The organism is Enterobacter quasimori, from assembly GCF_018597345.1.
Lineage (GTDB): Bacteria > Pseudomonadota > Gammaproteobacteria > Enterobacterales > Enterobacteriaceae > Enterobacter > Enterobacter mori.
Genome location: NZ_JAHEVU010000001.1, coordinates 1,500,990 through 1,527,172 on the forward strand (window position 1 = coordinate 1,500,990; position 26,183 = coordinate 1,527,172).

Consider the following 26,183-nt stretch of genomic DNA (forward strand, 5'->3'; position numbering starts at 1 on the left):
CTGTTCACAGATTAACGCTACGCGCCGGAGTGATAGCGCCGTAATCATTGACGCTCTGCCAGGAGAGCGTGCCGCTGGCCGCGGTTGGCAGCACCTGCTGCGCGGAGTTTTTCGGCGCGACCATCAGGTTTTCAAGCGTCTGACCGCCAAGCTTCAGGTTGACCAGCGTGACGTAGTAGGGCGAAGCATTGCTCACCTTCAGGTGGTTCCCGACGCGCTCAAAGCGCAGCTGGGAGAGCGCCTCTTCCGGCGGCATCGACAGGTTAGCCGGGCGCACAAACAGCTTGATGCGTGACAGAATGGCCAGCTGCAGCACGTTATTGTTCTCTGTTTTCGCCTTACTCACTGACGGAATGGCCTTCACGTTCATGTAAAAAAGCGATTCGCGATCGGCGGGCAGGGTCGGCCCGGCATAAATAATGCGCAGCGTGTTTTCACTGTCCGGCTCGCTCACAAACAGCGGCGGCGTGACGGCAAAGGTTTTTTCTTTTTGCCCGCTGGCGTTTTCAATCCACGCGTTAATTAAATAACGCTCCTGCTTGTTACTGTTGGTGATCGCCAGCGATGTCTGTTTTGCATCTGCCGGATAAATCACGCGCGTCGCGCCCAGCGCAATTCCGCCGGATGCATTTGCACAGGCAGAAACCATCATCAAAATAAAAGATAAAAACAGTCCGGGTTTAATCAGGGTGTTCATCACAACCGTACCTTTAATAATGTGTTCGCAGGCGTCAGGGATAAATCAACGTAAACCAGACATCCGACTGAATATTGCCTGGCACGAGGTGTTCGGAAATCGCCCGGTAGCGAGCGCTGAAATGAAACGCCAGCTCTCGGGTATCAATGGGCAGCCAGCTGACCGCCGTGGCGTTCGGGATAATCTGACGTTGTTGTTCGTCGAAAAGCGCCAGCCCAACGCCGCTGCTGACAGGGGCTTCACCTGGCCGCGATGTCGCCAGGAAAACCTGCGGATCTTCTGCAGGGGTTGCGCCCTGAAACTGGATCCCCACGGTACGAGAAACGTCCACGCTGCAGTCGAGCAGCCGTACGGTGAAAGGCACGTTTACCGTGGAAAAACTGCCGACGCCGGAAAATGAGTTGGTGCGGTACTGCCCCATATCCACGCGCATATTCTGGCTATCAGGCGCCACGGCGCAGCCGCCGTTGACCAGTTCCCCTCTCAGGTGAACCTTGCCGCCGTCGATTACCACGGTATGTGCGTTTACCGCTGAGGCAATCGCAAGGGCAAAAAACAGTATCCCAGTCCTTGTCATCCTTCGTTCCCGGCATTAGCGATTAAAAGACCTCCTCCCTGAGGTCGACCACATCCCTGTACTCAGGCATTACTCGTATTTCATTACGAAGGTTGCGTCAGCGTTCGCCTGACCTGGCTCGGTGGTCGCAGCAGTGGCTTTATAACGCGCGGTGAAGTTCAGGGTGTTCGTGCCTTCAATCAGGTTCTGCGCGGCAGAGAAGGTGGCACCGTCTGGGGTCAGAACGCTGGATTTACTGTCGAGGATCTCGATACCCACGCCTTTCGCGGTGTTGTCGTTGCTGCCAGAGGTGACCGCCAGCAGGGTTTTATCCGTCGCGTCGATCTGACCGGTGAATGCCACCGCAGCGGTTTTCGCAACCAGCGGATCGCAATCGTTCAGTTCGATGGTGAACGGAATATTGGAGGTGGTGTCACCCACTTTGGTGAATTTCGCGGTACGGTACTGACCGAGATTAACCGTCTGCTCGGAAGAATCAGTATTTACTGAACACGCAGCATTCACTAATTCACCTTTAAAATGCACGGTACCGCCATTAACGGAAACAGGCGTTGTGGTATCTTCTGCATGAGCGGCACCCGCGACCAGGGCCAAAGTTGCAATAACAGTAGAAGCAATGTTGCTGAGTTTCATGTCTATTCCTTTAAAATGTAAATAACCCTTCCCGCGGATAATCGGGAATAAGAAATACGTTCAATTGATTAATTGAAAGCTTATTTCGGAGGAGACAAAGTAGCTCAGGAAACTATTTTAAAATATGTCAAAACACTGCCATTTTACCAGGTCACATCCTATTCCCATCTAGGAAATTGACCATGCGCTCCACAAGGTTATGCGGCCCCCGTGATGAAATCTCGCAAAGGGTGACTGACAGCGGCGCTCGCTTCTGACAAAATATAGGCAATCCCCCCTTTCAAACGTTACAGACGGAATCTTCTCTCTGATGGCAGCAAAGATTATTGACGGTAAAACGATTGCGCAGCAGGTGCGCTCTGAGGTCGCTGAAAAAGTGAAGGCGCGTAAAGCCGCCGGAAAACGCGCCCCCGGGCTGGCCGTTGTGCTGGTTGGCAGCAACCCGGCGTCGCAGATTTATGTCGGCAGCAAACGCAAAGCGTGTGAAGAGGTGGGGTTCGTCTCCCGCTCTTACGATTTGCCTGAAACCACCAGCGAAGCGGAACTGCTGGAACTTATTGACACCCTGAATGCCGATAACGAGATCGACGGCATTCTGGTACAGCTGCCGCTGCCTGCGGGTATCGACAACGTGAAGGTGCTGGAGCGTATCGCACCGGACAAAGACGTGGACGGTTTCCATCCGTACAACGTGGGCCGCCTGTGCCAGCGCGCGCCGCGTCTGCGCCCGTGCACGCCACGCGGCATTGTGACGCTGCTGGAGCGCTATAACATCGACACCTACGGCCTGAACGCCGTGGTGATTGGCGCCTCTAACATCGTGGGCCGTCCGATGAGCATGGAGCTGCTGCTGGCGGGCTGCACCACCACCGTGACCCACCGCTTCACCAAGAACCTGCGTCACCACGTCGAAAATGCCGATCTGCTGATCGTCGCGGTCGGCAAGCCGGGCTTTATTCCGGGCGAGTGGATTAAAGAGGGGGCGATTGTTGTGGACGTGGGCATCAACCGTCTGGAAAGCGGCAAAGTGGTCGGCGACGTGGTGTACGAAGATGCCGCGGCGCGTGCCTCATACATTACGCCGGTCCCGGGCGGCGTGGGCCCGATGACCGTTGCAACCCTGATTCAGAATACTTTGCAGGCATGCGAAGAGTACCACGACGTAGAGGAAGCATAAGATGGCCACATTTTCATTAGGCAAACACCCGCACGTAGAGCTGTGCGATCTGCTCAAGCTGGAAGGCTGGAGCGAAAGCGGTGCGCAGGCCAAAATCGTTATCGCCGACGGGCGGGTGTTAGTCGACGGCGCGGTGGAAACCCGCAAGCGCTGCAAGATTGTCGCAGGCCAGACCGTGAGCTTTGAAGGACAGAGCGTAACCGTGACGGCCTGAGCCGTCTGATGCCCTCACCCTAACCCTCTCCCACAGGGAGAGGGGATAGAAATCCCCTCACACCCATCGCGGTTAATTATCGATCAACTTCAAATAATCACTATTTCATCTGTTGAAAGGTGAGATTTCAGTTGCGCGTTTTTCACTCTTTCCTCACGATAAGTAGAACGTTCTACTAAAACGTTCTACTTACAATAACAGCGCGAAAAAGCGCTACTCGGGGGAAATCAGCATGAGTCTGATATCAGGGTTTGTTAAATCGCTGTCTAAGTTATCGATGATTGGTCGCGCCTTAATGCTGCCAATTTCACTGCTTCCCGCTGCGGGCCTGCTGCTGGCCTTCGGCGATAAGTTCCATCTGCCGCTGATGATGAACGCCGGCGGGGTTATCTTTGATAACCTGCCGATGCTGTTCGCCATCGGCTCTGCCGTCGGTCTGGCGTCGGAATCCGGCATCGCGGCGCTCTCTGCGGCGGTCTCCGTGTTTGTCACCAACATCACCATCAGCACCGTGCTGAGCATTACGCCGGAAATGGCCTCTCAGGGCGGGAAATACGCCATGGTGGTCGGCATCCCGACGCTGCAGATGGGCGTCTTCGGCGGCCTGATCTGCGGTATTCTCGCGGCCTGGTGCTATAACCGCTTCCACACCATGCAGCTGCCGGAGTTCCTCGGCTTCTTCTCCGGCAAGCGCTTTGTGGCGATTGCGACGGCGTTACTGTCGTTCCTGCTCGGTCTGCTGCTGCCTTACGTGTGGCAGCATATCCAGGCCGGGATCGACGCCCTGTCCGTGGTGGTGAACGGCGACAACCAGGCGGCTTCGACCTTTATCTTCGGTCTGGTAGAGCGCGCGCTGATCCCGCTCGGCCTGCACCACATCTGGTATCCCTCCTTCTGGTATTCGTTCGGGGATTACACCACCCAGGCGGGCCAGGTGATCCACGGCGACCAGACCATCTGGTTCAAGATGCTGGAAGAAGGGGTGAAATCCTTCAGCAGCGACACCTACCAGAACGCCGGCAAGTTCATGCAGGGCGAGTTCCCGCTGATGCTGTTCGCGCTACCCGCGGCGTGCCTGGCGATGTACCACGAAGCGCACACGAAGAATAAGAAAATCGCGGCCGGTATTCTGTTCTCTGCGGCGCTGACCTGCTTCCTGACGGGTATTACGGAACCGGTTGAGTTCACCTTTATCTTCGTGGCGCCGATCCTGTACGTCTTCAACGCCATCATGGCGGGCCTGGCGTACATGACCATGTACCTGCTGCATGCGCATATCGCCAAGTCGTTCTCAGCGGGCTTTATCGACTACCTGTCGTTCGGGATCCTGCCGTCGTTTAACGGTTACCAGACCAACTTCCTGAGCGCCGTTATCATCGGTATCCCTATGGGGCTGATTTACTACTTTACCTTCCGCTTTGTGATCCGCCGTTTCGACGTGAAAACGCCGGGCCGTACCGAAGTGACCGCCAGTGCGAATGACAAGTCCGATTCCGAACTTGCGACCGAAATCATCAGCCTGCTGGGGGGCGCGCAGAATATCGATTCGGTTGGCTCCTGTATCACCCGCCTGCGTCTGGAAGTGGCAAAAAGCGACGCGGTAGATAAAGACGGTCTTAACGGACTCGGTGCGCGCGGCGTGGTCTTCGTCGGCGACAACGGTATACAGGTGATTTTCGGTGCCAGAGCACAGTTTATCGCCCAGACCATGTCCACCATGATCGGCAAATAATAAGATGCCTGAACGACACGTCTCCTGTACGCTGGGAGACGTGTTTTATCTGGCTGATTATCGGTAAATTTCAGGGAGCGGTTTTGAAGAAAGTCAGCATCATTGATGTCGCAAAGCACGCGGGCGTGTCGGTCTCAACCGTCTCGCTGGTGCTACGCCAGAAAGGGAAAATCTCAGAGGCGACGATCGGGAAGGTCAATGCCGCCATCACGACGCTGGGCTATGTTCATAACGTCGCCGCTGCCAACCTCCGCGCCAATACGTCCAATCTGATTGGCCTGATCCTGCGTGACTTCAGCGACAGCTTTTCCATCAAGGTGATGGCAAGTATTGTTCAGGAGCTGGAGAAGCAGGGATACATGGTTTTTCTCGGCCAGCCGCTGAACGACCGTGAACATCTGGAACGTACGCTGCTGTCGTTTAAGCAGCAGGGTGTCGCTGGCGTCATTTATCTCGCGTCTGACACCCGTACTTCTGCCCTGCCGGAGCAGATACGCCAGTGTCCTCTGCCGCTGGTGGTCGTCTCGCAGTCTCTGCTCGATGAAAAATGCAATCTGGTGATGCGCGACAACCGCCAGGCGGCGAACCTGGCCGCGCGCTATCTTATCGAGCGCGGGCACCGCACGATCGCCTACATTGGCGGGCGCGAGGGCTGCCTCATCCGCGAGCAGCGCCTGCTCGGTTTTCGCAGCGCGATGACGCAAAGCGGACTGGTCTGGCGCGATGACTATTCACCGGCCTGCAGCGACGACACGCAGGCCGCCGCGATGGCGACTCGCCAGCTGCTGGAAAAAAATAACGCCATCACCGCCCTGCTCTGCCATTCGCCGGATGCGATGATCGGCTCAATTTCCGGCATTCATCAGGTGGGTCGCACCGTGGGGAAAGATGTGTTCTTAACTCAGCAGGTGGCGCTGATCGGCTTTGAAGATATGCTGCACGTAAACCTCACGTCACCGTCATTCACCTATGTCTCCTCGGCCAGTGACGAAACCGGGCGTCAGGCGGCGGGGCTGATTATCCGCAAGCTGAAAGAGCCAGATCTGCAAACCCAGCGCATTACCCTCTCCGGGCAGCTTATCGCGCGCGAATCGGCGTAAAATCAGAATGTAGCACAGGTTTGCAAAAGCGAATTCGCTGCTATATTTCCATGATTTGTTTTGGATAATCGCAATGCCTACCGTTATTACGCACGCCGCTGTTCCGCTTTGCCTGGGCTTAGGCCTCGGCACTAAGGTCATCCCTCCCCGCCTGCTGTTTGCCGGTATCGTGCTCGCCATGCTGCCCGACGCCGACGTGCTGGCGTTTAAGTACGGCGTCGCCTACGGGAATATTTTTGGCCATCGCGGCTTTACCCACTCCCTGCTGTTCGCCTTTGTGGTGCCGATACTTTGCGTGCTGACTGGACGACGATGGTTCAGGGCCAGCCTGACGCGATGCTGGCTGTTTTTAACGGTGTCATTGCTGTCGCACAGCCTGCTGGATTCGATCACCACCGGCGGGAAAGGCGTCGGCTGGCTGTGGCCGTGGTCAGATGAACGTTTCTTTGCGCCGTGGCAGGTCATTAAGGTCGCGCCGTTTGCGCTGTCGCGCTATACCACGCCGTACGGGCATCAGGTGATTATTTCAGAACTGCTGTGGGTGTGGCTGCCGGGGGTCGTGCTGATGGGGATGTTGTGGTGGAGAAGAAGGTAAAAAAAAGCCGGGTGGCGGCTGCGCCTTACCCGGCCTACTTTTACCCGTAGGCCCGGTAAGCATGAGCGCCACCGGGCGTTACAGACTTACTTACGACGCCAGGTGGTGCCCTGCGGGCCGTCTTCCAGAATGATGCCCATCTCGGTCAGACGGTTACGCGCCGCATCGGCCGCCGCCCAGTCTTTCGCCTGACGAGCTTCCAGACGCGCTTTGATCAACGCTTCAATTTCCGCCACTTCACCGTCGTCCGCCTGCGCGCCGCTCTGCAGGAACGCGTCCGGCTCCTGCTCCAGCAGGCCGAGTACGGAAGAGAGCTTGCGCAGATGAGACGCCAGCGCATTCGCTGCCGCCATATCTTCTGACTTCAGGCGGTTCACTTCGCGCGCCATGTCGAACAGCACCGAGTAGGCTTCCGGGGTGTTGAAGTCGTCGTTCATCACCTCAACGAAGCGCGCTTCGAACGCCTCGCCGCCTGCAGCAGGAACAGACCTGTCGGTACCGCGCAGCGCGGTGTACAGACGCTCCAGCGCCGAGCGCGCCTGCTTCAGGTTCTCTTCGCTGTAGTTCAGCTGGCTGCGATAGTGGCCGGACATCAGGAAGTAGCGCACGGTTTCCGCGTCGTAATACTTCAGCACGTCGCGCACGGTGAAGAAGTTGCCCAGCGATTTCGACATCTTCTCGCGGTCAACCATGACCATCCCGGAGTGCATCCAGTAGTTAACGTACTCGCCGCCGTGGGCGCAGGTGGACTGCGCGATTTCGTTTTCGTGGTGCGGGAACATCAGGTCTGAACCGCCGCCGTGAATGTCGAAATGTTTGCCCAGCTGCTTGCAGTTCATCGCCGAACATTCAATGTGCCAGCCCGGGCGGCCTTCGCCCCACGGGGATGGCCAGCTTGGTTCGCCCTCTTTGGACATCTTCCACAGCACGAAGTCCATCGGGTTACGCTTCACGTCAACCACGTCGACGCGGGCACCGGCCTGGAGCTGATCCAGATCCTGACGGGAAAGCGCGCCGTAGGCTGGGTCCGTCGGCACCGAGAACATCACGTCACCGTTATCAGCAACGTAGGCGTGACCGCGTGCGATCAGCTTTTCGGTGATCTCGATGATTTCGTGAATATGGTGGGTCGCGCGCGGCTCGCTGTTCGGGCGCTGAATATTCAGGGCGTCGAAGTCTTTGTGCATCTCAACGATCATGCGGTCCACCAGCGCCACAAAGCTTTCGCCGTTTTCATTCGCGCGCTTGATGATCTTATCGTCGATGTCGGTGATGTTGCGCACGTATTTCAGGTTGTACCCCAGAAAACGCAGGTAGCGTGACACCACGTCGAAAGCGACGAAGGTACGGCCATGGCCGATGTGACAGAGATCGTAAACCGTAATACCACACACGTACATGCCAACTTCCCCGGCATGGATAGGTTTAAATTCCTCTTTTTGGCGCGTCATTGTATTAAAGATTTTTAACATCGAAGATTCCATGTAAACACGTGTGTGGACGAAAACCGGGTATTCTACCCGTAATTCAAACCCGAAGCAGCACACAATGCAAGGTGATCGCATCCTGTGGTTATGCTATAACAAGCCCCTATAGATGACCCGAACGCGGGTCGACGTACCACAATAACGGAACAGGATGCAAAAATGGTTACTTTCCACACTAATCATGGCGATATCGTAATCAAGACCTTTGATGACAAAGCGCCTGAAACAGTTAAAAACTTCCTGGACTACTGCCGCGAAGGTTTCTACAACAACACCATTTTCCACCGCGTGATCAACGGCTTTATGATCCAGGGCGGCGGTTTCGAACCTGGCATGAACCAGAAAGCCACTAAAGAGCCGATCAAAAACGAAGCGAACAACGGTCTGAAAAACACCCGCGGTACGCTGGCGATGGCCCGTACTCAGGCACCACACTCTGCAACCGCGCAGTTCTTCATCAACGTGGCTGACAACGACTTCCTGAACTTCTCCGGCGAAAGCCTGCAGGGTTGGGGCTACTGCGTCTTCGCAGAAGTGGTTGAAGGTATGGACGTGGTTGACAAGATCAAAGCCGTCTCTACTGGCCGCAGCGGTATGCACCAGGACGTTCCTAAAGAAGACGTTGTGATTACAAGCGTGACCGTCAGCGAGTAATTCGTGGCGACACTCTTTATTGCGGATCTGCATCTGCAAACGGAAGAACCGGCGATCACCGCCGGTTTTCTGCGTTTTTTACGCGGTGAAGCGAAAAGCGCCGATGCGCTGTACATCCTGGGCGATCTGTTTGAAGCCTGGATTGGCGACGACGATCCCAACCCGCTGCATCGTGAAATAGCCTCGGCCATTAAAACGCTGGTGGATTCCGGCGTCCCCTGCTACTTCATTCACGGCAACCGTGATTTCCTGATAGGCCAGCGCTACGCCCGCGAAAGCGGCATGACGCTGCTGCCTGAAGAGCAGGTGCTCGACCTCTACGGCCGCAAGGTGCTGATCATGCACGGCGACACGCTCTGCACTGACGATACCGGCTACCTGGCGTTTCGCGCTAAGGTCCATACACCGTGGATCCAGACGCTATTCCTCGCGCTGCCGCTGTTTATCCGCAACCGCATCGCCGCCAGAATGCGCGCGGGCAGCAAGGCCGCCAACAGCAGCAAATCCATGACCATCATGGACGTGAACCCGCAGGCGGTCGTGAACGTGATGGAGAAGCATCACGTCCAGTGGCTTATCCACGGCCATACCCATCGTCCTGACGTGCATTCCCTTACCGCCAACGGCGAACCCGCCCACCGCGTGGTATTAGGTGCCTGGCACACTGAGGGATCGATGGTCAAAGTCACCCCAGAAGGTGTCGAACTGATCGCGTTTCCGTTTTAACCTTTTCTCGTCGTTTCGCTTATTTCTCAGCCACGCAACCGTTTTCCTTGCCCGTATAACATGCTATTCTCTGTGCCCTCGAAAGCAGTGTGTTTCGCACCACAGGAGTTTTAAGACGCATGTCTTCCCGCAATAATCCGGCGCGTGTCGCCATCGTGATGGGGTCCAAAAGCGACTGGGCTACCATGCAGTTCGCCGCCGAAATCTTTGAAATCCTGAATGTTCCGCACCACGTTGAAGTGGTCTCCGCGCACCGTACCCCGGATAAACTGTTCAGCTTCGCCGAAAGCGCCGAAGAGAACGGTTATGAGGTGATCATTGCCGGTGCGGGCGGCGCAGCACACCTGCCGGGCATGATTGCCGCCAAAACCCTGGTGCCGGTGCTGGGCGTCCCGGTACAAAGCGCCGCGTTAAGCGGTGTGGACAGCCTCTATTCCATCGTTCAGATGCCGCGCGGTATTCCCGTCGGCACGCTGGCGATTGGCAAAGCGGGCGCGGCAAACGCAGCCCTGCTTGCTGCCCAAATCCTGGCGACTCACGATAAAGATCTGCACCAGCGTCTGGCCGAATGGCGTAAAGCCCAGACCGACGAGGTGCTGGATAACCCGGACCCGCGAGGTGCGGCATGAAGCAGGTTTGCGTTCTCGGTAACGGCCAGTTAGGCCGCATGCTGCGTCAGGCCGGTGAGCCGCTGGGTATTGCCGTCTGGCCCGTCGGGCTGGACGCTGAACCTGAAGCCGTACCGTTCCACCAGAGCGTGATCACCGCCGAGATCGAACGCTGGCCGGAAACCGCGCTGACCCGCGAACTGGCGCGCCATAACGCCTTCGTGAACCGCGACGTGTTCCCGATCATTGCCGACCGTCTGACGCAAAAGCAGCTGTTCGACAAGCTCGGTCTGCCGACCGCACCGTGGCAGCTCCTGTCCGGTAAAAGCGAGTGGAATGATGTTTTCGCGATGCTGGGCGAGCTGGCCATCGTGAAGCGCCGCGTGGGCGGCTACGACGGCCGCGGCCAGTGGCGTTTACGCGCAGACGACACCGCCGAGCTGCCGGACGACTGCTACGGCGAGTGCATCGTCGAGCAGGGCATTAACTTCAGCGGTGAAGTGTCCCTGGTGGGCGCGCGCGGGCATGACGGGCACACCGTTTTTTACCCGCTAACGCATAACCTGCATCAGGACGGCATTCTGCGCACCAGCGTCGCCTTCCCGCACGCCAATGCTGACCAGCAGGCGCAGGCGGAAGAGATGCTCTCAGCCATCATGCACGAACTGGGCTATGTCGGCGTCATGGCGATGGAGTGCTTTATCACCCCGTCCGGCCTGCTGATTAACGAGCTGGCACCGCGCGTGCACAACAGCGGCCACTGGACGCAAAACGGCGCGTCCATCAGCCAGTTCGAGCTGCACCTGCGCGCGATCGCCGACCTGCCGCTGCCGCAGCCGGTGGTGAACAGCCCGTCGGTGATGATCAACCTGATCGGCACCGATCTGAACTACGACTGGCTGAAGCTGCCGCTGGTGCATCTGCACTGGTATGACAAAGAGGTTCGCGCAGGGCGTAAGGTCGGTCACCTGAACCTGAACGACTGCGATACCGATCGCCTGAGCGCCACCCTGGAAGCGATGATCCCTCTCCTGCCGCCGGAATACGCGAGCGGTATTGTCTGGGCACAGTCAAAGCTGAAGTAAGACATCTACGCCGGGGAGTTGACCTTCCCCTTCCCCGGCGTACAATCCCCGCCCATTGCTGCTGAGTTTTCTTCTGGAATAACCATGAACGATGGAACGGACTATCGCGCGATCCTCGCGTCTGATACCCCTTTAATCGACGTTCGCGCGCCGATCGAATTCGCCCAGGGCGCGATGCCTGCGGCGTTCAACCTGCCCTTAATGAACGACGACGAGCGCGCCGCCGTCGGCACCTGCTATAAACGGCAGGGCCCCGAGGCCGCGCTGGCGCTTGGCCATAGCCTGGTGAACGGCGAGACGCGTGAGACACGCATCAACGCCTGGCGTGAAGCCAGCCTTGCCCATCCTGAGGGCTTTCTCTGCTGCGCGCGCGGCGGCCAGCGCTCGCATATCTCACAGGCCTGGCTGAAAGAGGCGGGCATCGACTACCCGCTGATCCGCGGCGGCTATAAGGCCCTGCGTCAGACGGCGATTCAGGTGACCATTGAGCAGTCGCAAAAGCCGATGGTGCTTATCGGTGGCTGTACCGGGAACGGTAAAACCCTGCTGGTGAAGCAGCACGCGCAGGGTATCGATCTGGAAGGGCTGGCGCACCATCGCGGCTCGTCGTTTGGCCGCACGCTGACGCCACAGCTTTCCCAGGCCAGCTTTGAAAACCACCTTGCGGTTGAGCTGTTGAAAAAAGACGCCGCGCGCTGGGTGCTGGAAGACGAGGGCCGGATGATTGGCTCCAACCACCTGCCGGAGTGCCTGCGCGACCGCATGGTTGAAGCGCCTATCGTGGTGGTAGAGGATCCGTTTGAGATCCGTCTTGAACGCCTGCGCGAAGAGTATTTCGACCATATGTGGGCGGATTTTTCTGCCGCCTACGGCGAGGAAGCGGGCTGGAAAGAATACAGCGAGTACCTGCATCACGGCCTGTTCGCCATACGCCGCCGTCTGGGGCTGCAGCGCTTTGCGGAATTTACCGTCTTACTGGACGCCGCGCTTGTCAAACAACAACGTACTGGCAGCACGGATGCGCACTTCAGCTGGCTTGCGCCGCTGCTGAAGGACTATTACGACCCGATGTACGGCTATCAGCTGGAGAAAAAGGCGGAGAAGATTGTCTATCGCGGGACGTACGACGAGGTTGCTGACTGGCTTAATCGCTGAAAAAAGCCGGGTGGCAGCTACGCCTTACCCGGCCTACGCGTGCATTTGTAGCCCCGGTAAGCGCAGCGCCACCGGGGAACAGACGACTTAGAAGTCGTAACGCAGACGCACCAGGTTCATGTCGCCCAGGTTGTCGGTGCTGGAGGTGAACACGTGTTCGTAATCCACGCGGAAACCGTAATCCAGCTGGAAGCTGATACCCACGCCGTTATCGATGCGCTGGTAGTTACGACCGTTCACGTACTCAATGCGGTCGCCCATGAAGTAAGGCTGGATGGATTTAACCGCATACTGACCGATTGGGAATTTGTACCCTGCGAAGTACTCAATACCCCACGCGTCGCCCGCAAAGTAGTCGTTAACAGATACTTTTTTGGTGGTCAGGAAGTTCTGGTACCAGCCGCCGCCCGCGGAGAAGGTCCAGTTGTCCGGCGTCCAGCTCAGCGCGGTACCGAGAATGTTCTGGTCGTAGGTTTTGCTGTCGCCGTTGTCCGGGTTACGCATATCCGCACGGGTGTAGTTCCACGCGGCGCCCCAGGTCAGATCGGTGGTCAGGTGGTAATCCAGACCCAGTGAACCGCCGCCTTTACGCTTGTAGCGCAGGCCGTTGCCCGGCAGGTATTCGCTGTCTTCAAACAGGTAGGATGCGTAGATGTCAGCATCGCCCACGGTTTTCTTATATTTCAGCATCTGGCGTGAACGATAAGAACCGTCGTAATCGCCGTTGATACCGTTACCCGGTGCCTGGCCGATCATGTCGTAGTCCCAGATATCGGTTTTCGCGCCAACCACATCATAGTAAACGCTGTTCTGTTGACCGAAGGTCAGCGTACCCCAGGTGTCGCTCTTCAGACCGGTATAGAGCATACGACGGGAGGTGTCGTGCGCACCATCGGCGTAGTGGTTGTCCCAGTTGAACTGCGCGGGAATGTTCACACCCAGCTCGTAGTAGCTGATCCAGCTGATGTCATCAAACAGATAGTAGTCTGCTGCGAAACGGAAACGGGTGCCGCCGTCAAAACCGTTACGCTTGTAGCTGTTTTTACCGTCGTCGCCGGTCATGTTCTGGAACTGAGGACGAATACTGCCGCCAACGGTGAAGTTCAGACGGCTCAGCGGGTTACCTGCCTGTGGGTCTTGCTTAAGAACGGTGATTTCCGCCTGAGAAGCGAAGGTAGTCAATGCCACTGCCGCGCCGATCGTTGCCGCCAGCGCTGATTTTTTTATAGTCATTATTTTTCCTTAATAGACACGCTGCTAAATATTTAGCTGGTGAATATTAACTGGAAATAATCGGGCTGTGTCGGCGGGTTTTTAATGTTTTGTGCTACTAAACAGATGGTTATTCTCGTTTTGTGCTATTAAGTGATTGCACACCAGCATATAAACCGGTGCGCAATCATTACGGAAGTGAACTAACTGGCAAACTGGCGGAACAGGGCTTTGCCCTTTAATAACCGCGTACCGAGCCAGCCGCCACAGAGTGAAAGCAGCACTGCGCCGCAGAGGGGTAGCGTCAACCACAGCCGCCAGTCAGGCTCCCACGGGAAGTCGAACACCTTTGTCTGCAGCACCGCCAGCGCGGTCTCCGCGCCTATCGCCGCCACCAGACCGGCCACCAGCCCTAGCAGAGCAAATTCACTCCAGAGCGTGGCGCGCAGCAGCCGCTTGCTTGCCCCCAGCGTGCGGTAAACCACCAGTTCCTGATGCCGCTGGCGCATGCCCACCTGCACCTGCGCCAGCAACAGCAGCACGCCGCAGATCGTCACCAGCACCACCATGACTTCCAGCGCGCGGCTCACCTGCTCCAGCACCTGCCCCACCTGCTTCAGGATCGCGCCGATGTCCAGCAGGCTCACCGTCGGAAACTCCCGGTTAAGCTGGGTCAGCATGCCGTTGCCGTTTTCCCAGCGGAAGCTGGTGAGCCAGCTCTGCGGCTGGCCGTCCAGCGCACCAGCCGGGAAGATGAAGAAGAAGTTCGGCCGCAGGCTCTCCCAGTCCACCTTGCGCAGGCTGGTCACTTTGGCGCTGAAGTCCTGCGTATCGCCGGTAAACGTCACGCGGTCCCCGAGCTTCACGTTCAGGCGCGTCGCCAGCCCCTCTTCCATCGACACCTCCCCCGCTTTTGGCGGCCAGGTTCCGGCGGTAATCGGGTTATGGTCAGGACGTTTATCCTGCCAGGTCAGGTTCAGCTCGCGGTTAAGCGACTCATCTTTATTTCCCTCCGTCGGCTGGCCGTTGATCTGCGTCAGGCGCGCGCGCACGATGGGATAGAACGACTCAGGAATAATGTGGTGTTCCGACAGGAAGCCCTTCAGCGGCGTCACCTGTTCCGGGGCAATGTTGATCAGGAAATAGTTCGGGCTTTCTGGAGGAAGCTGCTGCTGCCAGCGATCCAGCAGATCGCCGCGCAGCACTAAAAGCAGCGCAAGAAGCATAAACGACAGCGAAAACGCCGACAGCTGGCTGAGCGTAGACCACGGCTGATGCAGCAGACGGTTGACCGCCAGCCGCACGGGCAGTGATTTCACCGTCAGCTTTCTCAGCACGTTGAGCAACAGCCAGCCGAGCACGCCGCACAGCAGCGCCAGCACCACGGCCCCCGCCAGTACGGCCCACAGCAGCGTGCTGCCCCCCATCAGCCAGGCCAGCAGCCCAACCGCCACGGCGAAAATGATCGGCAGATAAAACTTCAGCGGCCAGACGCTGGCAACCACGTCCTGACGCAGCACGCGCAGCGGCTGCGTCGCGAGCAGCAGCCGGTACGGACGTAGCCCTACCAGCAGCGAAATCACCGTCATCGCGCCAATTGCCCATAGCCACGGCCAGAGGCTGGCGGGCGGCAAGGCGGACGGGAGCACCGGCTTTAGCAGCACCATCAGCAGCTTCTCAAACAGCAGCCCGATAGCCCCACCGGTGATAGCAGACAGCGCCAGCACCATCAGCCACTGGCCGACGATCAGCTTGCGCAGCTGCGCCCGACCCGCGCCGAGGGTTTTGAGGATCGCCACAAGGTCGTAACGACTGCGGCAGTAGTGCCCCATCGCCACGGCCACCGCCGCCACCGCCAGCAGCAGGGTCAACAGAGCCGACAGCAGCAGGAACTGCTGAGAACGTTCAAGGGATTTGCCGAGCGCCCCTTCATCCTGTTCCAGCCCGTACCAGCGGTGTTCCGGCTTGAGCTGCGGCAGAAGCCATTTTTCATACGCATCAAGCTGCGCAGGCGTGCCGCCAAACTTGTAGCGCCAGGTGACGCGGCTGCCCGGCTGCACGGCGTTGGTTTTCGCCACGTCAGCGGTATTCATCATCAAACGTGGCGCAAGCTGGAACGGGTTAAAGCCGGAGTCCGGCTCCTGTACCACTTCTCCCGCAATCCTGAACGTCGCGTCGCCGACGTCGATGCTGTCACCCGTTTTCAGGTTCAGCAGCGCCATCAGACGCGGTGCCAGCAGGACCGTGCCAGGCGCGGGTTTTAATCCCGCCGGGCGGGTCTCCAGTTCACCGTACATTGGGTAGATATCATCGACGGCTTTAACGCTGGCCAGCTGCGGCGTGTCGCCTGCGAAGGTCATGGTCTGGAAGCTTATCTGCTCGCCCACCTTCAGCCCGGTCTTGCGCGCTTCCTCAATCCAGCCGGGCGGAACGGCGCGCGAACTTTGCAGCGCCCTGTCCCCCGCCATAAATTCCCGGCTCTGCTGGCTGAGCCCTTTTTCCATCCTGTCACTGACGCTGCCGAGCGCCAGCACGCAGGCCACCGCCAGGCTTAACGCCAGCCAGACAATCAGCAGCGAGGGCGAGCGCCACTCGCGCCAGAACCAGCGGGCAATCATGCTTCCTCCTGAAGAATACCGTTCACCAGGCGCAGGCGGCGGTCGCAGCGGGCGGCCAGCTGCGGATCGTGCGTCACCAGAATCAGCGTGGTGCCGTGCTCGCGGTTGAGCGAAAACAGCAGATCGGCAATCTTGTCCCCGGTTTTACGGTCAAGGTTACCGGTGGGTTCATCGGCAAACAGCACTTCCGGGCGACCGTTAAACGCGCGCGCCAGCGCCACGCGCTGCTGCTCGCCGCCCGAAAGCTGCGCCGGAAGGTGGCCAAGGCGTTTGCCCAGCCCCAGCTGCTCCAGCAGGGCTTTGGCGTGTTCGCGACTTTCACGCGTATTTTCACCGCGCAGCAGCCCCGGCAGCTCCACGTTTTCCAGCGCGTTCAGCGTCGGGATCAGCATGAAGGACTGGAAGACAAAGCCGATATGGCGAGCGCGCAGCGCGGCGCGCGCCTCTTCATCCAGCTGGTGCAGCGGCTGCCCGACCAGGTGGACCTCCCCACTGCTGCCGTCGTCCAGTCCGGCCAGAATCGCCAGCAGCGTGGACTTCCCGGAGCCGGACTCACCGATCAGCGCGATGGTTTCGGCGCGTTTGACAACGAGTTCAACTCCGGTGAGGATGGACAGCTCGTGTTCTCCCTGACCGACGGACTTCTTAAGACGATGAACTTCAACACTGTTTTCCGCTGGCATTTGCCCTTCCTGTTTTTGATTCTGATGACCTTCCGCGCGGCGGCTGCGGACACGTTACTGATTCTGGGCGACAGCCTGAGCGCAGGCTATCGCATGGCGGCCAGCGCGGCGTGGCCTGCATTACTCAATGACAAATGGCAGACCCAAACGTCCGTCGTCAACGGTAGCATCAGCGGTGATACCTCACAGCAGGGGCTTTCGCGCCTTCCCGCACTGCTCAAACAGCATCAGCCGCGCTGGGTGCTGGTCGAACTGGGGGGTAATGATGGCCTGCGCGGCTTCCAGCCTCAGCAAACCGAGCAAACCCTGCGTACCATTTTGCAGGAGATCAAAGCAGCGAACGCCCAGCCGCTGCTGATGCAAATTCGCCTGCCGGCTAACTACGGCCGTCGGTATAATGAAGCCTTTAGCGCGATTTACCCTAAGCTTGCCAAAGAGTTTGATATTCCCCTGCTGCCATTTTTCATGGAAGAGGTCTATCTGAAACCCCAATGGATGCAAGACGACGGTATTCATCCCAATCGCGATGCACAGCCGTTTATTGCCGACTGGATGGCAACCCGGCTGGCTCCTTTAGTTAAACATGACTCGTAATTCAGCGGAGTTCCTGACAGGTAAAGTTATGCAAAAATCGGTCTTAATAACAGGATGTTCCAGCGGAATTGGCTTTGAAAGCGCGCTCGAGTTGAAGCGTCAGGGATTTCGGGTGCTGGCGGCCTGCCGCAAACCTGAAGATGTTGAACGCATGAACGGCATGGGCTTCACCGGCGTGTTGCTGGATCTGGACTCACCGGAAAGCGTTGAACGCGCGGCGGATGAGGTCATCGCCCTGACCGATAACCGTCTGTTCGGCCTGTTCAATAATGCTGGATTCGGCGTGTACGGCCCGCTGGAGACCATCACGCGCGAACAGCTTGAACAACAGTTTTCCGCGAACTTTTTCGGCGTACATCAGCTCACCATGCGCCTGCTTCCCGCCATGCTGCCGCACGGTGAAGGACGCATCGTCATGACCTCCTCGGTAATGGGGCTGATTTCCACCCCGGGCCGCGGTGCCTACGCGGCCAGCAAATATGCGCTGGAGGCCTGGTCCGATGCCCTGCGCATGGAACTGCGCCACAGCGGCATCAAGGTCAGCCTGATTGAACCCGGCCCGATCCGCACCCGCTTCACCGAAAACGTCAACCAGACCCAGTCGGACAAACCGGTCGAAAACCCCGGCATTGCCGCACGCTTTACGTTAGGTCCTGAAGCGGTTGTCGCCAAAGTGCGCCATGCTTTTGAGAGCGATAACCCCAAACTGCGTTATCCGGTCACACTGGTGACCCATGCCGTTGGCTGGCTAAAACGCCTTCTGCCGGGCCGGATGATGGACAAAATTTTACACGGCTGAGTTGAAGCATCGCCGCTCATCCCCATGTAAAGAACAAACCGACAAAAGAGAAAGCCGCATGTCCGTACAGAATATCGTCAATATTACTGAAGCAAACCTGCAACAGACGCTGGAACAGTCGATGACCAAACCGGTGCTGTTCTACTTCTGGTCTGAACGCAGCCAACACTGTCTGCAGCTGACGCCGGTACTGGAGAGCCTTGCCGCGCAATACAATGGTCAGTTCATTCTCGCTAAGCTGGACTGTGACGCCGAGCCGATGGTGGCGTCTCAGTTTGGCCTGCGCGCCATTCCCACCGTCTATCTGTTCCAGAACGGCCAGCCTGTTGATGGCTTCCAGGGGCCGCAGCCGGAAGAGGCGATCCGCGCCCTGCTGGATAAAGTCCTGCCGCGCGAAGAAGAGCTGAAAGCGCAGGAAGGCATGGCGCTGATGCAGGAAGGCAAATACGACGAGGCGCTGCCGCTGCTCAAAGAGGCGTGGCAGCTGTCGAATCAGAACAGCCAGATTGGCCTGCTGCTGGCGGAAACGCAGATCGCCCTGCACCGTTCAGAGGACGCGGAAGCCGTACTCAAGACCGTTCCGCTCCAGGATCAGGACACCCGCTATCAGGGGCTGGTCGCACAGATTGAGCTGCTGAAACAGGCGGCGGACACCCCGGAAATTCAGCAGCTGCAGCAGCAGGTTGCCGACAACCCGGCGGACGCCGCGCTGGCAAGCCAGCTGGCGCTGCAGCTGCACCAGGTGGGGCGTAACGAAGAGGCGCTGGAGCTGCTGTTCAGCCATCTGCAAAAGGATCTCGCTGCCGCAGACGGTCAGGCGCGTAAGATGTTCCAGGAGATCCTGGCCGCGCTGGGCACCGGAGACGCGCTGGCGTCGAAGTATCGTCGTCAGCTGTACGCGTTGCTCTACTAGCAAAAAAATCCCCGGTGGCGCTAACGCTTACCGGGCCTACAAAAGACGGTTTATTCCGATTTTTTCAACTGCGTCACCACCAGCTGGTGACGCGCGTTGTAGAACTTCCGATAGGTCAGGTAGCAGGCAATGATGGTGGACAGGCTTGCCGTTGAGAGCAGCATAAAGGTCACCATGATCTGATACTTAATCGCTTTTACCGGATCGATACCGGCAAAAATCAGCCCCGACATCATGCCCGGCAGGCTCACCAGCCCCACCGTTTTGGCGGAATCTACCGTTGGGATCAGCGATGAACGAATGCTCTCACGAATCAGCCGCGCCGAGGCCACTTTTGGCGTTGCCCCCAGGCTTAGTTTCTCCTGCAGCTGCTGCTGTTCGCTGCTGAATCGCTGTCCGAGGTTGTTGTAACACAGCCCCACGGCGACCATGGCGTTCCCCGCAATCATCCCGGAAATGGGGATCACCTGCATTGGTGTGAATTCAATGGAACCCGACAGCACCAGAACCGCCAGCGTGAGCGCCGTACCGGTCGTGATGGCAATAAACGAAGAGACAAACGCTTTATCGATATACTTGCTGCGCTTTTGCGCATTCCACGCGGCATTGAAGCAGATAAACAGCACCATCAGCAGGGTCAGTACCGCATGGTTGACGTTGAAAATGTACTTCAGCACATAGCCAACGATGATGAGCTGAATTACCGCGCGGCAGATGCTCCACAGAATGTCTTTTTCCAGTCCCAGCTTTTCCCGGTAGCTGACAACAATCGCAATCAATACCAGCACCATCGAAAACGCCAGCGATTCATTGGTAATGTTATGTTCACCCACGGTTTGCCTCCTGCATTTTCCCGCCGTGCGGCTGAAGCGTGATGACATCATCCGCATGGCTTATTTCGTTAGCATCATGCGTTACCCACAGCACGCCAATATTCTGCTCGCGGGCGTAGCGATGAATAATGTCGTTGACGTTGCGTTTGTTCGCGTCATCCAGCGCGCTGGTGATCTCGTCGAGCAGCAACACCTTCGGCAAGAACTGCAGATTGCGGATCAGCGACACGCGCTGTTTTTCCCCGCCGGACAAGGTGTTAATAGATTTCGTCAGGGTCTCCGGCGGCAACCCAAACTGCGCCAAATCGGTGATAAATTTTTCAGGCTCCGGGCTCATGCTGCGTATTTTCCACGGGAAAATCAGGTTGTCGTAAACCGTATCACCAAACAGCGTTGGCGTTTGCACGCAATAAGAGACCTGCTGCCGATACCTTTCCGGTGAAAGTGTGGCAATATCCTTCCCTTCAAAAAGTATTGCACCCTCCGTTGGGCTCAACAGCGAAGCCACTATTTTCAGCAACGTACTTTTGCCACAGCCTGACGGACCGGCGATCAGTTTGAATTCACCTGGTGAAAGACAAAAATCGACATGTCGAAGGATGGTGTTTCCCCCCACGCCGAACCCAACATCCCTGATATGCAAAAGTTTTTTTTGATCGTTCATTCCGCTTCCGTTAACAGATTTTTGTCATTACTGCCTGTAGCATAATCCTTTCACCTGCACAGTGCGAATAGCCTTAATCTATAGCAAGTGTTAAACTTTTCGCACGCTAATTGTCACCTATCACTACAGGAAGTAAGCCGCATGACACATATCTTTTATGAGTTCCCTTCCCTGAAGCCTGGTGTTCCCGATGTCGAAACATTAATGGAAGTCATCAAATCTTCGGAACTCACAAGTTTTGTCATCGGTGCAGAGGTTGTCGATTTTGTTAAAAAGGCTCTCATCGTGAATACCACGATAGGCAGTTTCAAAAATTGCTATTTCGCCTTCGACAATGGCACCCACTTCCTTGAATTTGATGGCAAGGGAAAGTCGAAACGCTTCAACGACGTGCCCAACTGGTTCGTCTCTCCGGCTGAATTTTCTCGTACTCAGTGGCTTATCAACCACGATCTTGCTGACGTAAAGGCAACCCAGTTCATTGACGTGCTGATGTCCTACCCGCTGAAGGAGCGCCGCGCGCACTGTAATTTGTTATTCGGGCTGGAGCTGGAAAAGGTGAATGCGGTTCCGGCAGCAGCGTCAAAGGCGGGCAGAATCGGCAATAAAAACGGCAAAACCACCAAACCGCGCGTGACCGATCTGGGATCGTTTGAATTGTTTAGCCAGTTCTTTGCGCGTATGAAAACCGCCGTACTGGCCGATGAGTTCCCAACCCTGCAGGTACTGACCGGAATGGATAACATGGCAAAAGCGCCACATAACCTAAAGCAAGGTATTCGAACCTGGTTTAAGGCAATTACCGGGGATCTCCCGCCAAACAACAAGCGTGTTGAAGCGGGAAATGCGGTTTTGTTCTGCGCCCCGATCCGCGAACACATTCAGCAGATAGAGACGGTTGGCCTGGCGAATTACTATCAGGGATTATCCAAAGCGATTGCCGCTGCGGGTGATGGCTTCATTTCTGACTTTACCTATACTTACGAACAATAAACACGCCGTTTTCTCATCACAGCATTCAAAACAGGAGGTTTTATGCTCATCGTTGTTCCCGTCCTTATTTTTGTTGCGCTGGTCATTGTGGGCGCTGGCGTCAAAATAGTTCCTCAGGGTTATCAGTGGACAGTAGAGCGCTTCGGCCGCTATACCAACACGCTCCAGCCGGGCCTAAGCCTGATTGTCCCCTTCATGGACCGCATTGGTCGTAAGATCAACATGATGGAGCAGGTGCTGGACATTCCGTCCCAGGAAGTGATCTCCAAGGATAACGCCAACGTCACCATCGACGCCGTCTGTTTTATTCAGGTGATAGATGCGCCAAAAGCGGCCTATGAGGTCAGCAACCTGGAGCTGGCGATCGTCAACCTGACGATGACCAACATCCGTACCGTGCTCGGCTCGATGGAGCTGGACGAGATGCTCTCTCAGCGCGACAGCATTAATACCCGCCTGCTGCACATTGTCGACGAGGCAACGAACCCGTGGGGGATCAAGGTCACCCGTATTGAGATCCGCGACGTGCGCCCACCGGCTGAACTGATCGCCTCCATGAACGCCCAGATGAAAGCCGAGCGAACCAAGCGCGCCTATATTCTGGAAGCCGAAGGGGTACGCCAGGCGGAGATCCTCAAAGCGGAAGGGGAAAAACAGTCGCAGATCCTGAAAGCGGAAGGCGATCGTCAGTCCGCATTTTTACAGGCGGAAGCGCGCGAACGTTCGGCAGAAGCGGAAGCCCGTGCGACGCAGATGGTGTCCGAGGCGATTGCCGCCGGTGATATCCAGGCCGTGAACTACTTTGTCGCGCAAAAATATACCGATGCGCTGAAAGAAATTGGCTCGGCGAACAACAGTAAAGTGGTGATGATGCCGCTGGATGCGAGCAGCCTGATGGGCTCTATCGCCGGTATTGCCGAACTGATCAAAGACAGTGGAAACGAGCGTAAAAAATGATTGAGCTGATCGTTGCGCATCCTCATGCCTTCTGGCTAAGCCTCGGCGGCTTACTGCTGGCGGCGGAGATGCTGGGCGGCAACGGCTACCTGCTCTGGAGCGGCGTTGCCGCGGTCATTACCGGGCTGGTCGTCTGGCTGCTGCCTGTCGGCTGGGAGTGGCAGGGCGCGCTGTTTGCACTGCTCACGCTGGTGGCCGCGTGGCTGTGGTGGCGCTGGCTGAACCGGCAGGTGAAAGAGCAGAAACCGGCAGACGCCCACCTTAATCAACGCGGGCAGCAGATTGTCGGCAAGCGTTTTACGCTCGACAGCGCACTGGTGAACGGACGCGGGCACATGCGGGTGGGCGACAGCTCGTGGCCGGTGGTGGCCGACGATGACCTCAGCGCCGGTACCCAGGTCGAGGTCATTGCGGTGGAAGGCATTACCCTGCGGGTGAAAGCCTGCTAAGCGTGAGTTTTGCGGTGGCAGCAGCCGGCAAGGTTATCGATAATCGGGCAGTCGGCGCTGTCATCCCCCGGACAGGACTCCGCGAGCTGCAGCAGCTGTTCGCGCATCGCCTGCAGCTCTACAATGTGGCGTTCAATCTCCGCCACTTTTTCCAGCGTGCGTTTTTTCACGTCGGCGCTGTGGCGCTTCGGATCGTTGAACAGGTTAACCAGCTCGCCGCACTCTTCCAGATTAAACCCCACCTGTCTTGCCTGGCGCAGCAGCGTCAGTTCATCAAGATGCAGCTGCGTGTAGCTGCGGTAGCCGTTTTCACTGCGCAGCGGCGGCGTGACCAGCCCTTTCTCTTCGTAAAAGCGAATCGCTTTGCTGGTTAAGCCGGTTTTTTTCGCAACGTCACTGATATTCACATTTCCCCCTTGACCTTCCCCTTGATGGAAGGTTTAACCTTGATAACAGTTAGCGAAAAGCAGAGTGAAGGTCAACAATTGACCAGAACATTATACGGGAGTTTTGTTATGTCTCACACTATCGACCTGACGCTGGACGGCCTCTCCTGCGGCCACTGCGTCAAACGCGTTAAAGAAAGCCTGGAACAGCGCCCTGACGTTGAAAGCGCTGACGTGACTATCGATCATGCCGCCGTGATCGGCAGCGCCAGCGCGGATGCGCTGATCGATACCATCAAGCAGGCCGGTTACGGGGCGGAGTTAAGCCACCCAAAGGCTAAACCGCTGGCAGAGTCATCATCCCCGTCGGAAGCACTGACAGCGGCCACTCCTGAGCTTCCGGTAGCGGATGATATTGATGACAGCCAACAGCTGCTGATCAACGGCATGAGCTGCGCCAGCTGCGTCTCCCGGGTACAAAATGCATTGCAGGCCGTACCGGGCGTCGCACAGGCACGGGTAAACCTCGCGGAGCGCACTGCGCTGGTGATGGGCAGCGCCTCCGCCGCAGATTTAGTCCAGGCCGTAGAGAAAGCGGGCTACGGCGCGGAAGCGATTGAAGATGACATCAAACGCCGCGAGCGCCAGCAGGAAACGGCTGTCGCCACCATGAAACGCTTCCGCTGGCAGGCCATCGTCGCGCTGCTGGTGGGTATCCCGGTGATGGTGTGGGGCATGATCGGTGACAACATGATGGTCACTGACGACAACCGCACGCTGTGGCTGGGGATTGGTGCGATCACGCTCGCCGTGATGGTCTTTGCAGGCGGACATTTCTATACCAGCGCCTGGAAGAGCCTGAAAAACCGCACCGCGACGATGGATACGCTGGTCGCGCTCGGGACCGGCGCGGCCTGGCTCTATTCGATGAGCGTGAACGTCTGGCCCCAGTGGTTCCCGATGGAGGCGCGGCATCTTTACTACGAAGCGAGCGCGATGATTATCGGCCTGATTAACTTAGGCCATATGCTGGAAGCCCGCGCCCGCCAGCGCTCCTCGAAGGCGCTGGAAAGATTGCTTGATTTAACGCCGCCGACGGCACGCGTGGTGACCGACGAGGGTGAAAAAAGCGTTCCGCTGGCCGAGGTTCAGCCCGGCATGACGCTGCGCCTGACGACGGGCGATCGCGTTCCGGTTGACGGCGCAATTCTCCAGGGCGAAGCCTGGTTCGATGAGGCCATGCTGACCGGGGAACCTATCCCGCAGCAAAAATCCCGGGACGATAGCGTGCACGCAGGCACGGTCGTCCAGGACGGCAGCGTGCTGTTCCGCGCCAGCGCGGTCGGTAGCCACACCACGCTGTCGCGTATTATCCGCATGGTGCGTCAGGCGCAGAGTAGTAAACCCGAAATCGGCAAACTTGCCGACAGGATCTCCGCCGTTTTTGTTCCGGTGGTGGTCTGTATTGCCCTGCTGAGCGCGGCAATCTGGTATTTCTTTGGGCCAGCACCGCAAATCGTCTATACCCTGGTGATTGCCACCACGGTGCTGATCATCGCCTGTCCTTGCGCCCTTGGCCTGGCGACGCCGATGTCGATTATCTCCGGCGTCGGACGTGCCGCCGAGTTTGGCGTGCTGGTGCGTGATGCCGATGCCCTGCAGCGTGCGAGCACCCTGGACACGCTGGTCTTTGACAAAACCGGTACGCTGACCGAAGGGAAACCGCAGGTCGTGGCGGTGCATACTCTTGGCTTCTCAGAGGCTGACGCGCTGCGTCTCGCCGCCGCGCTGGAGCAAGGGTCCAGCCACCCGCTGGCCCGCGCCATTCTCGATAAAGCCAGTGACGCTACCCTGCCGCAGGTCAGTAACTTCCGCACCCTGCGCGGGCTCGGGGTGAGCGGCGAAGCCGACGGCCACACGCTGCTGCTGGGGAATCAGGCGCTGCTCAATGAAAACGGAATTGATACTTCATCGCTGGAAGGCGAACTGATTGCTCAGGCATCACAGGGCGCAACGCCCGTACTGCTCGCTGTAGACGGTAAAGCTGTCGCCATGTTGTCGGTGCGCGATCCCCTGCGCCAGGACAGCGTGGATGCGTTAAAACGTCTGCACCGTGCGGGCTATCGTCTGGTGATGCTGACCGGGGATAACCCAACAACGGCCAACGCCATCGCCAAAGAGGCGGGTATTGATGACGTCATTGCGGGCGTACTGCCGGATGGCAAAGCGGATGCCATCAAGAACCTGCAAAGTCAGGGCCGTCAGGTGGCCATGATCGGTGACGGTATTAACGACGCACCGGCGCTGGCGCAGGCAGAAGTGGGTATTGCCATGGGCGGCGGGAGCGATGTCGCGATTGAAACGGCGGCCATTACCCTGATGCGCCACAGCCTGATGGGCGTTGCGGATGCGCTGGCGATTTCGAAGGCCACGTTGCGCAACATGAAGCAGAACCTGCTCGGGGCATTTATTTATAACGTCTTCGGCATTCCGATTGCCGCCGGGATTTTATGGCCGCTGACGGGCGCGCTGCTGAACCCGGTGGTTGCCGGGGCGGCAATGGCGCTATCCTCCATTACCGTGGTGAGCAACGCCAACCGTCTGCTGCGGTTTAAACCGAAAGATTGAACCTTGTTCTCGTA

Annotated in this window: 27 protein-coding genes; 17 read left to right on the forward strand and 10 right to left on the reverse strand. The window is 57.7% G+C overall.

The features are described from left to right. Positions 1 to 4 precede the first annotated feature (4 nt). From fimC to fimA, 3 genes are all read right to left on the reverse strand, one after another. Entirely contained in the window at positions 5 to 697 is a 693-nt protein-coding gene (fimC, locus tag KK102_RS07205) for a type 1 fimbria chaperone FimC (RefSeq protein ID WP_010428263.1), read from the reverse strand. Between the two features lie 34 nt (positions 698 to 731). Beyond that, positions 732 to 1,274, reverse strand: a complete 543-nt coding sequence (fimI, locus tag KK102_RS07210; protein ID WP_010428261.1) for a type 1 fimbrial protein subunit FimI — start codon at positions 1,272 to 1,274, stop codon at positions 732 to 734. Positions 1,275 to 1,343: 69 nt separating this feature from the next. Further along, positions 1,344 to 1,907 (reverse strand): type 1 fimbrial major subunit FimA, encoded by a 564-nt coding sequence (gene fimA / locus KK102_RS07215; RefSeq protein WP_010428258.1) that lies wholly within the window; start codon positions 1,905 to 1,907, stop codon positions 1,344 to 1,346. Between the two features lie 310 nt (positions 1,908 to 2,217). On the opposite strand from fimA, the gene folD reads away from it, so the two are divergent. The 5 genes from folD to KK102_RS07240 all read left to right on the forward strand — a co-directional run bounded on the left by folD (position 2,218) and on the right by KK102_RS07240 (position 6,725). Beyond that, a complete protein-coding gene (gene folD, locus KK102_RS07220; protein WP_010428257.1) occupies positions 2,218 to 3,084 on the forward strand; it encodes a bifunctional methylenetetrahydrofolate dehydrogenase/methenyltetrahydrofolate cyclohydrolase FolD in 867 nt (288 codons plus the stop codon). A 1-nt stretch (position 3,085) separates the two neighbouring features. Then, the gene (ybcJ, locus tag KK102_RS07225) at positions 3,086 to 3,298 is read left to right on the forward strand and encodes a ribosome-associated protein YbcJ (RefSeq protein ID WP_116341500.1); all 213 of its coding nucleotides are present in this window, start codon (positions 3,086 to 3,088) and stop codon (positions 3,296 to 3,298) included. Between the two features lie 232 nt (positions 3,299 to 3,530). Next, positions 3,531 to 5,030: a PTS transporter subunit EIIC gene (locus KK102_RS07230; protein ID WP_089599406.1), complete on the forward strand. Its 1,500-nt coding sequence runs from the start codon at positions 3,531 to 3,533 to the stop codon at positions 5,028 to 5,030. Positions 5,031 to 5,113: 83 nt separating this feature from the next. Beyond that, complete coding sequence (gene malI, locus KK102_RS07235; RefSeq protein WP_010428250.1) at positions 5,114 to 6,130, forward strand: Mal regulon transcriptional regulator MalI; 1,017 nt, start codon at positions 5,114 to 5,116, stop codon at positions 6,128 to 6,130. A 73-nt stretch (positions 6,131 to 6,203) separates the two neighbouring features. Next, positions 6,204 to 6,725 (forward strand): metal-dependent hydrolase, encoded by a 522-nt coding sequence (locus tag KK102_RS07240; RefSeq protein WP_216357284.1) that lies wholly within the window; start codon positions 6,204 to 6,206, stop codon positions 6,723 to 6,725. An 86-nt stretch (positions 6,726 to 6,811) separates the two neighbouring features. Here the strand turns inward: KK102_RS07240 and cysS are convergent, their stop codons facing one another. Then, complete coding sequence (gene cysS / locus KK102_RS07245; RefSeq protein WP_216357285.1) at positions 6,812 to 8,197, reverse strand: cysteine--tRNA ligase; 1,386 nt, start codon at positions 8,195 to 8,197, stop codon at positions 6,812 to 6,814. A 174-nt stretch (positions 8,198 to 8,371) separates the two neighbouring features. On the opposite strand from cysS, the gene ppiB reads away from it, so the two are divergent. From ppiB to mnmH, 5 genes are all read left to right on the forward strand, one after another. After that, a complete protein-coding gene (ppiB, locus tag KK102_RS07250) occupies positions 8,372 to 8,866 on the forward strand; it encodes a peptidylprolyl isomerase B (RefSeq protein WP_008499327.1) in 495 nt (164 codons plus the stop codon). A gap of 3 nt (positions 8,867 to 8,869) precedes the next feature. Then, on the forward strand, positions 8,870 to 9,592 hold the full coding sequence (gene lpxH, locus KK102_RS07255) for a UDP-2,3-diacylglucosamine diphosphatase (protein ID WP_216357286.1): 723 nt from the start codon (positions 8,870 to 8,872) through the stop codon (positions 9,590 to 9,592). 119 nt (positions 9,593 to 9,711) lie between these two features. Further along, on the forward strand, positions 9,712 to 10,221 hold the full coding sequence (purE, locus tag KK102_RS07260) for a 5-(carboxyamino)imidazole ribonucleotide mutase (protein ID WP_006809824.1): 510 nt from the start codon (positions 9,712 to 9,714) through the stop codon (positions 10,219 to 10,221). Beyond that, a complete protein-coding gene (purK, locus tag KK102_RS07265; protein ID WP_216357287.1) occupies positions 10,218 to 11,285 on the forward strand; it encodes a 5-(carboxyamino)imidazole ribonucleotide synthase in 1,068 nt (355 codons plus the stop codon). Before purE ends, purK begins: the two co-directional genes overlap by 4 nt. 84 nt (positions 11,286 to 11,369) lie before the next feature. Then, positions 11,370 to 12,440, forward strand: a complete 1,071-nt coding sequence (mnmH, locus tag KK102_RS07270) for a tRNA 2-selenouridine(34) synthase MnmH (protein WP_216357288.1) — start codon at positions 11,370 to 11,372, stop codon at positions 12,438 to 12,440. An 87-nt stretch (positions 12,441 to 12,527) separates the two neighbouring features. Here mnmH and KK102_RS07275 read toward each other — a convergent pair whose 3' ends face one another. The 3 genes from KK102_RS07275 to ybbA all read right to left on the reverse strand — a co-directional run bounded on the left by KK102_RS07275 (position 12,528) and on the right by ybbA (position 16,953). Further along, positions 12,528 to 13,673 (reverse strand): porin, encoded by a 1,146-nt coding sequence (locus KK102_RS07275; protein WP_216357289.1) that lies wholly within the window; start codon positions 13,671 to 13,673, stop codon positions 12,528 to 12,530. 182 nt (positions 13,674 to 13,855) lie between these two features. Beyond that, positions 13,856 to 16,270: a putative ABC transporter permease subunit YbbP gene (gene ybbP / locus KK102_RS07280; RefSeq protein WP_216357290.1), complete on the reverse strand. Its 2,415-nt coding sequence runs from the start codon at positions 16,268 to 16,270 to the stop codon at positions 13,856 to 13,858. Next, a complete protein-coding gene (gene ybbA, locus KK102_RS07285; protein ID WP_216357291.1) occupies positions 16,267 to 16,953 on the reverse strand; it encodes a putative ABC transporter ATP-binding protein YbbA in 687 nt (228 codons plus the stop codon). Before ybbA ends, ybbP begins: the two co-directional genes overlap by 4 nt. Here ybbA and tesA point away from each other — a divergent pair. From tesA to KK102_RS07300, 3 genes are read left to right on the forward strand one after another with little or no spacing between them, the layout of a single operon-like run. Next, positions 16,924 to 17,547 (forward strand): multifunctional acyl-CoA thioesterase I/protease I/lysophospholipase L1, encoded by a 624-nt coding sequence (gene tesA, locus KK102_RS07290; RefSeq protein ID WP_126544000.1) that lies wholly within the window; start codon positions 16,924 to 16,926, stop codon positions 17,545 to 17,547. The genes ybbA and tesA overlap by 30 nt on opposite strands. Further along, positions 17,537 to 18,346: an SDR family oxidoreductase gene (locus tag KK102_RS07295; protein WP_085928900.1), complete on the forward strand. Its 810-nt coding sequence runs from the start codon at positions 17,537 to 17,539 to the stop codon at positions 18,344 to 18,346. The genes tesA and KK102_RS07295 overlap by 11 nt, the downstream gene beginning before the upstream one ends. A 58-nt stretch (positions 18,347 to 18,404) precedes the next feature. Further along, entirely contained in the window at positions 18,405 to 19,259 is an 855-nt protein-coding gene (locus KK102_RS07300; protein WP_023310624.1) for a co-chaperone YbbN, read from the forward strand. A gap of 50 nt (positions 19,260 to 19,309) precedes the next feature. Here the strand turns inward: KK102_RS07300 and fetB are convergent, their stop codons facing one another. Together fetB and fetA are read right to left on the reverse strand one after the other, a co-directional pair. Further along, entirely contained in the window at positions 19,310 to 20,092 is a 783-nt protein-coding gene (gene fetB, locus KK102_RS07305) for an iron efflux ABC transporter permease subunit FetB (protein ID WP_126543998.1), read from the reverse strand. Then, complete coding sequence (fetA, locus tag KK102_RS07310) at positions 20,085 to 20,756, reverse strand: iron efflux ABC transporter ATP-binding subunit FetA (RefSeq protein ID WP_126543997.1); 672 nt, start codon at positions 20,754 to 20,756, stop codon at positions 20,085 to 20,087. The genes fetB and fetA overlap by 8 nt, the downstream gene beginning before the upstream one ends. Positions 20,757 to 20,897: 141 nt before the next feature. Between fetA and KK102_RS07315 the strand changes: the two genes are divergently transcribed. Genes KK102_RS07315 through KK102_RS07325 form a run of 3 tightly spaced genes read left to right on the forward strand, consistent with a single transcriptional unit; the run spans position 20,898 to position 23,155 of the window. After that, positions 20,898 to 21,749, forward strand: a complete 852-nt coding sequence (locus tag KK102_RS07315; RefSeq protein ID WP_126543996.1) for a hypothetical protein — start codon at positions 20,898 to 20,900, stop codon at positions 21,747 to 21,749. Positions 21,750 to 21,791: 42 nt separating this feature from the next. Continuing rightward, the gene (locus KK102_RS07320; protein ID WP_008499312.1) at positions 21,792 to 22,706 is read left to right on the forward strand and encodes an SPFH domain-containing protein; all 915 of its coding nucleotides are present in this window, start codon (positions 21,792 to 21,794) and stop codon (positions 22,704 to 22,706) included. Continuing rightward, positions 22,703 to 23,155: an NfeD family protein gene (locus KK102_RS07325; RefSeq protein ID WP_216357292.1), complete on the forward strand. Its 453-nt coding sequence runs from the start codon at positions 22,703 to 22,705 to the stop codon at positions 23,153 to 23,155. The genes KK102_RS07320 and KK102_RS07325 overlap by 4 nt, the downstream gene beginning before the upstream one ends. On the opposite strand, the gene cueR is transcribed toward KK102_RS07325, so the two are convergent. Beyond that, positions 23,152 to 23,562, reverse strand: a complete 411-nt coding sequence (gene cueR / locus KK102_RS07330) for a Cu(I)-responsive transcriptional regulator (RefSeq protein ID WP_126543994.1) — start codon at positions 23,560 to 23,562, stop codon at positions 23,152 to 23,154. The genes KK102_RS07325 and cueR overlap by 4 nt on opposite strands. A gap of 108 nt (positions 23,563 to 23,670) precedes the next feature. On the opposite strand from cueR, the gene copA reads away from it, so the two are divergent. Beyond that, complete coding sequence (gene copA / locus KK102_RS07335; RefSeq protein WP_216357293.1) at positions 23,671 to 26,169, forward strand: copper-exporting P-type ATPase CopA; 2,499 nt, start codon at positions 23,671 to 23,673, stop codon at positions 26,167 to 26,169. The last annotated feature ends 14 nt before the right edge of the window (positions 26,170 to 26,183 follow it).

Coding starts and splice junctions, on each gene's coding strand:
- fimC (WP_010428263.1), bottom strand. CDS start 697: ATGAACACCCTGATTAAACCCGGACTGTTTTTATCTTTTATTTTGATG.
- fimI (WP_010428261.1), bottom strand. CDS start 1,274: ATGACAAGGACTGGGATACTGTTTTTTGCCCTTGCGATTGCCTCAGCG.
- fimA (WP_010428258.1), bottom strand. CDS start 1,907: ATGAAACTCAGCAACATTGCTTCTACTGTTATTGCAACTTTGGCCCTG.
- folD (WP_010428257.1), top strand. CDS start 2,218: ATGGCAGCAAAGATTATTGACGGTAAAACGATTGCGCAGCAGGTGCGC.
- ybcJ (WP_116341500.1), top strand. CDS start 3,086: ATGGCCACATTTTCATTAGGCAAACACCCGCACGTAGAGCTGTGCGAT.
- KK102_RS07230 (WP_089599406.1), top strand. CDS start 3,531: ATGAGTCTGATATCAGGGTTTGTTAAATCGCTGTCTAAGTTATCGATG.
- KK102_RS07240 (WP_216357284.1), top strand. CDS start 6,204: ATGCCTACCGTTATTACGCACGCCGCTGTTCCGCTTTGCCTGGGCTTA.
- cysS (WP_216357285.1), bottom strand. CDS start 8,197: ATGTTAAAAATCTTTAATACAATGACGCGCCAAAAAGAGGAATTTAAA.
- ppiB (WP_008499327.1), top strand. CDS start 8,372: ATGGTTACTTTCCACACTAATCATGGCGATATCGTAATCAAGACCTTT.
- purE (WP_006809824.1), top strand. CDS start 9,712: ATGTCTTCCCGCAATAATCCGGCGCGTGTCGCCATCGTGATGGGGTCC.
- purK (WP_216357287.1), top strand. CDS start 10,218: ATGAAGCAGGTTTGCGTTCTCGGTAACGGCCAGTTAGGCCGCATGCTG.
- mnmH (WP_216357288.1), top strand. CDS start 11,370: ATGAACGATGGAACGGACTATCGCGCGATCCTCGCGTCTGATACCCCT.
- KK102_RS07275 (WP_216357289.1), bottom strand. CDS start 13,673: ATGACTATAAAAAAATCAGCGCTGGCGGCAACGATCGGCGCGGCAGTG.
- ybbP (WP_216357290.1), bottom strand. CDS start 16,270: ATGATTGCCCGCTGGTTCTGGCGCGAGTGGCGCTCGCCCTCGCTGCTG.
- tesA (WP_126544000.1), top strand. CDS start 16,924: ATGAACTTCAACACTGTTTTCCGCTGGCATTTGCCCTTCCTGTTTTTG.
- ybbA (WP_216357291.1), bottom strand. CDS start 16,953: ATGCCAGCGGAAAACAGTGTTGAAGTTCATCGTCTTAAGAAGTCCGTC.
- KK102_RS07295 (WP_085928900.1), top strand. CDS start 17,537: ATGACTCGTAATTCAGCGGAGTTCCTGACAGGTAAAGTTATGCAAAAA.
- KK102_RS07300 (WP_023310624.1), top strand. CDS start 18,405: ATGTCCGTACAGAATATCGTCAATATTACTGAAGCAAACCTGCAACAG.
- fetA (WP_126543997.1), bottom strand. CDS start 20,756: ATGAACGATCAAAAAAAACTTTTGCATATCAGGGATGTTGGGTTCGGC.
- KK102_RS07315 (WP_126543996.1), top strand. CDS start 20,898: ATGACACATATCTTTTATGAGTTCCCTTCCCTGAAGCCTGGTGTTCCC.
- KK102_RS07320 (WP_008499312.1), top strand. CDS start 21,792: ATGCTCATCGTTGTTCCCGTCCTTATTTTTGTTGCGCTGGTCATTGTG.
- KK102_RS07325 (WP_216357292.1), top strand. CDS start 22,703: ATGATTGAGCTGATCGTTGCGCATCCTCATGCCTTCTGGCTAAGCCTC.
- copA (WP_216357293.1), top strand. CDS start 23,671: ATGTCTCACACTATCGACCTGACGCTGGACGGCCTCTCCTGCGGCCAC.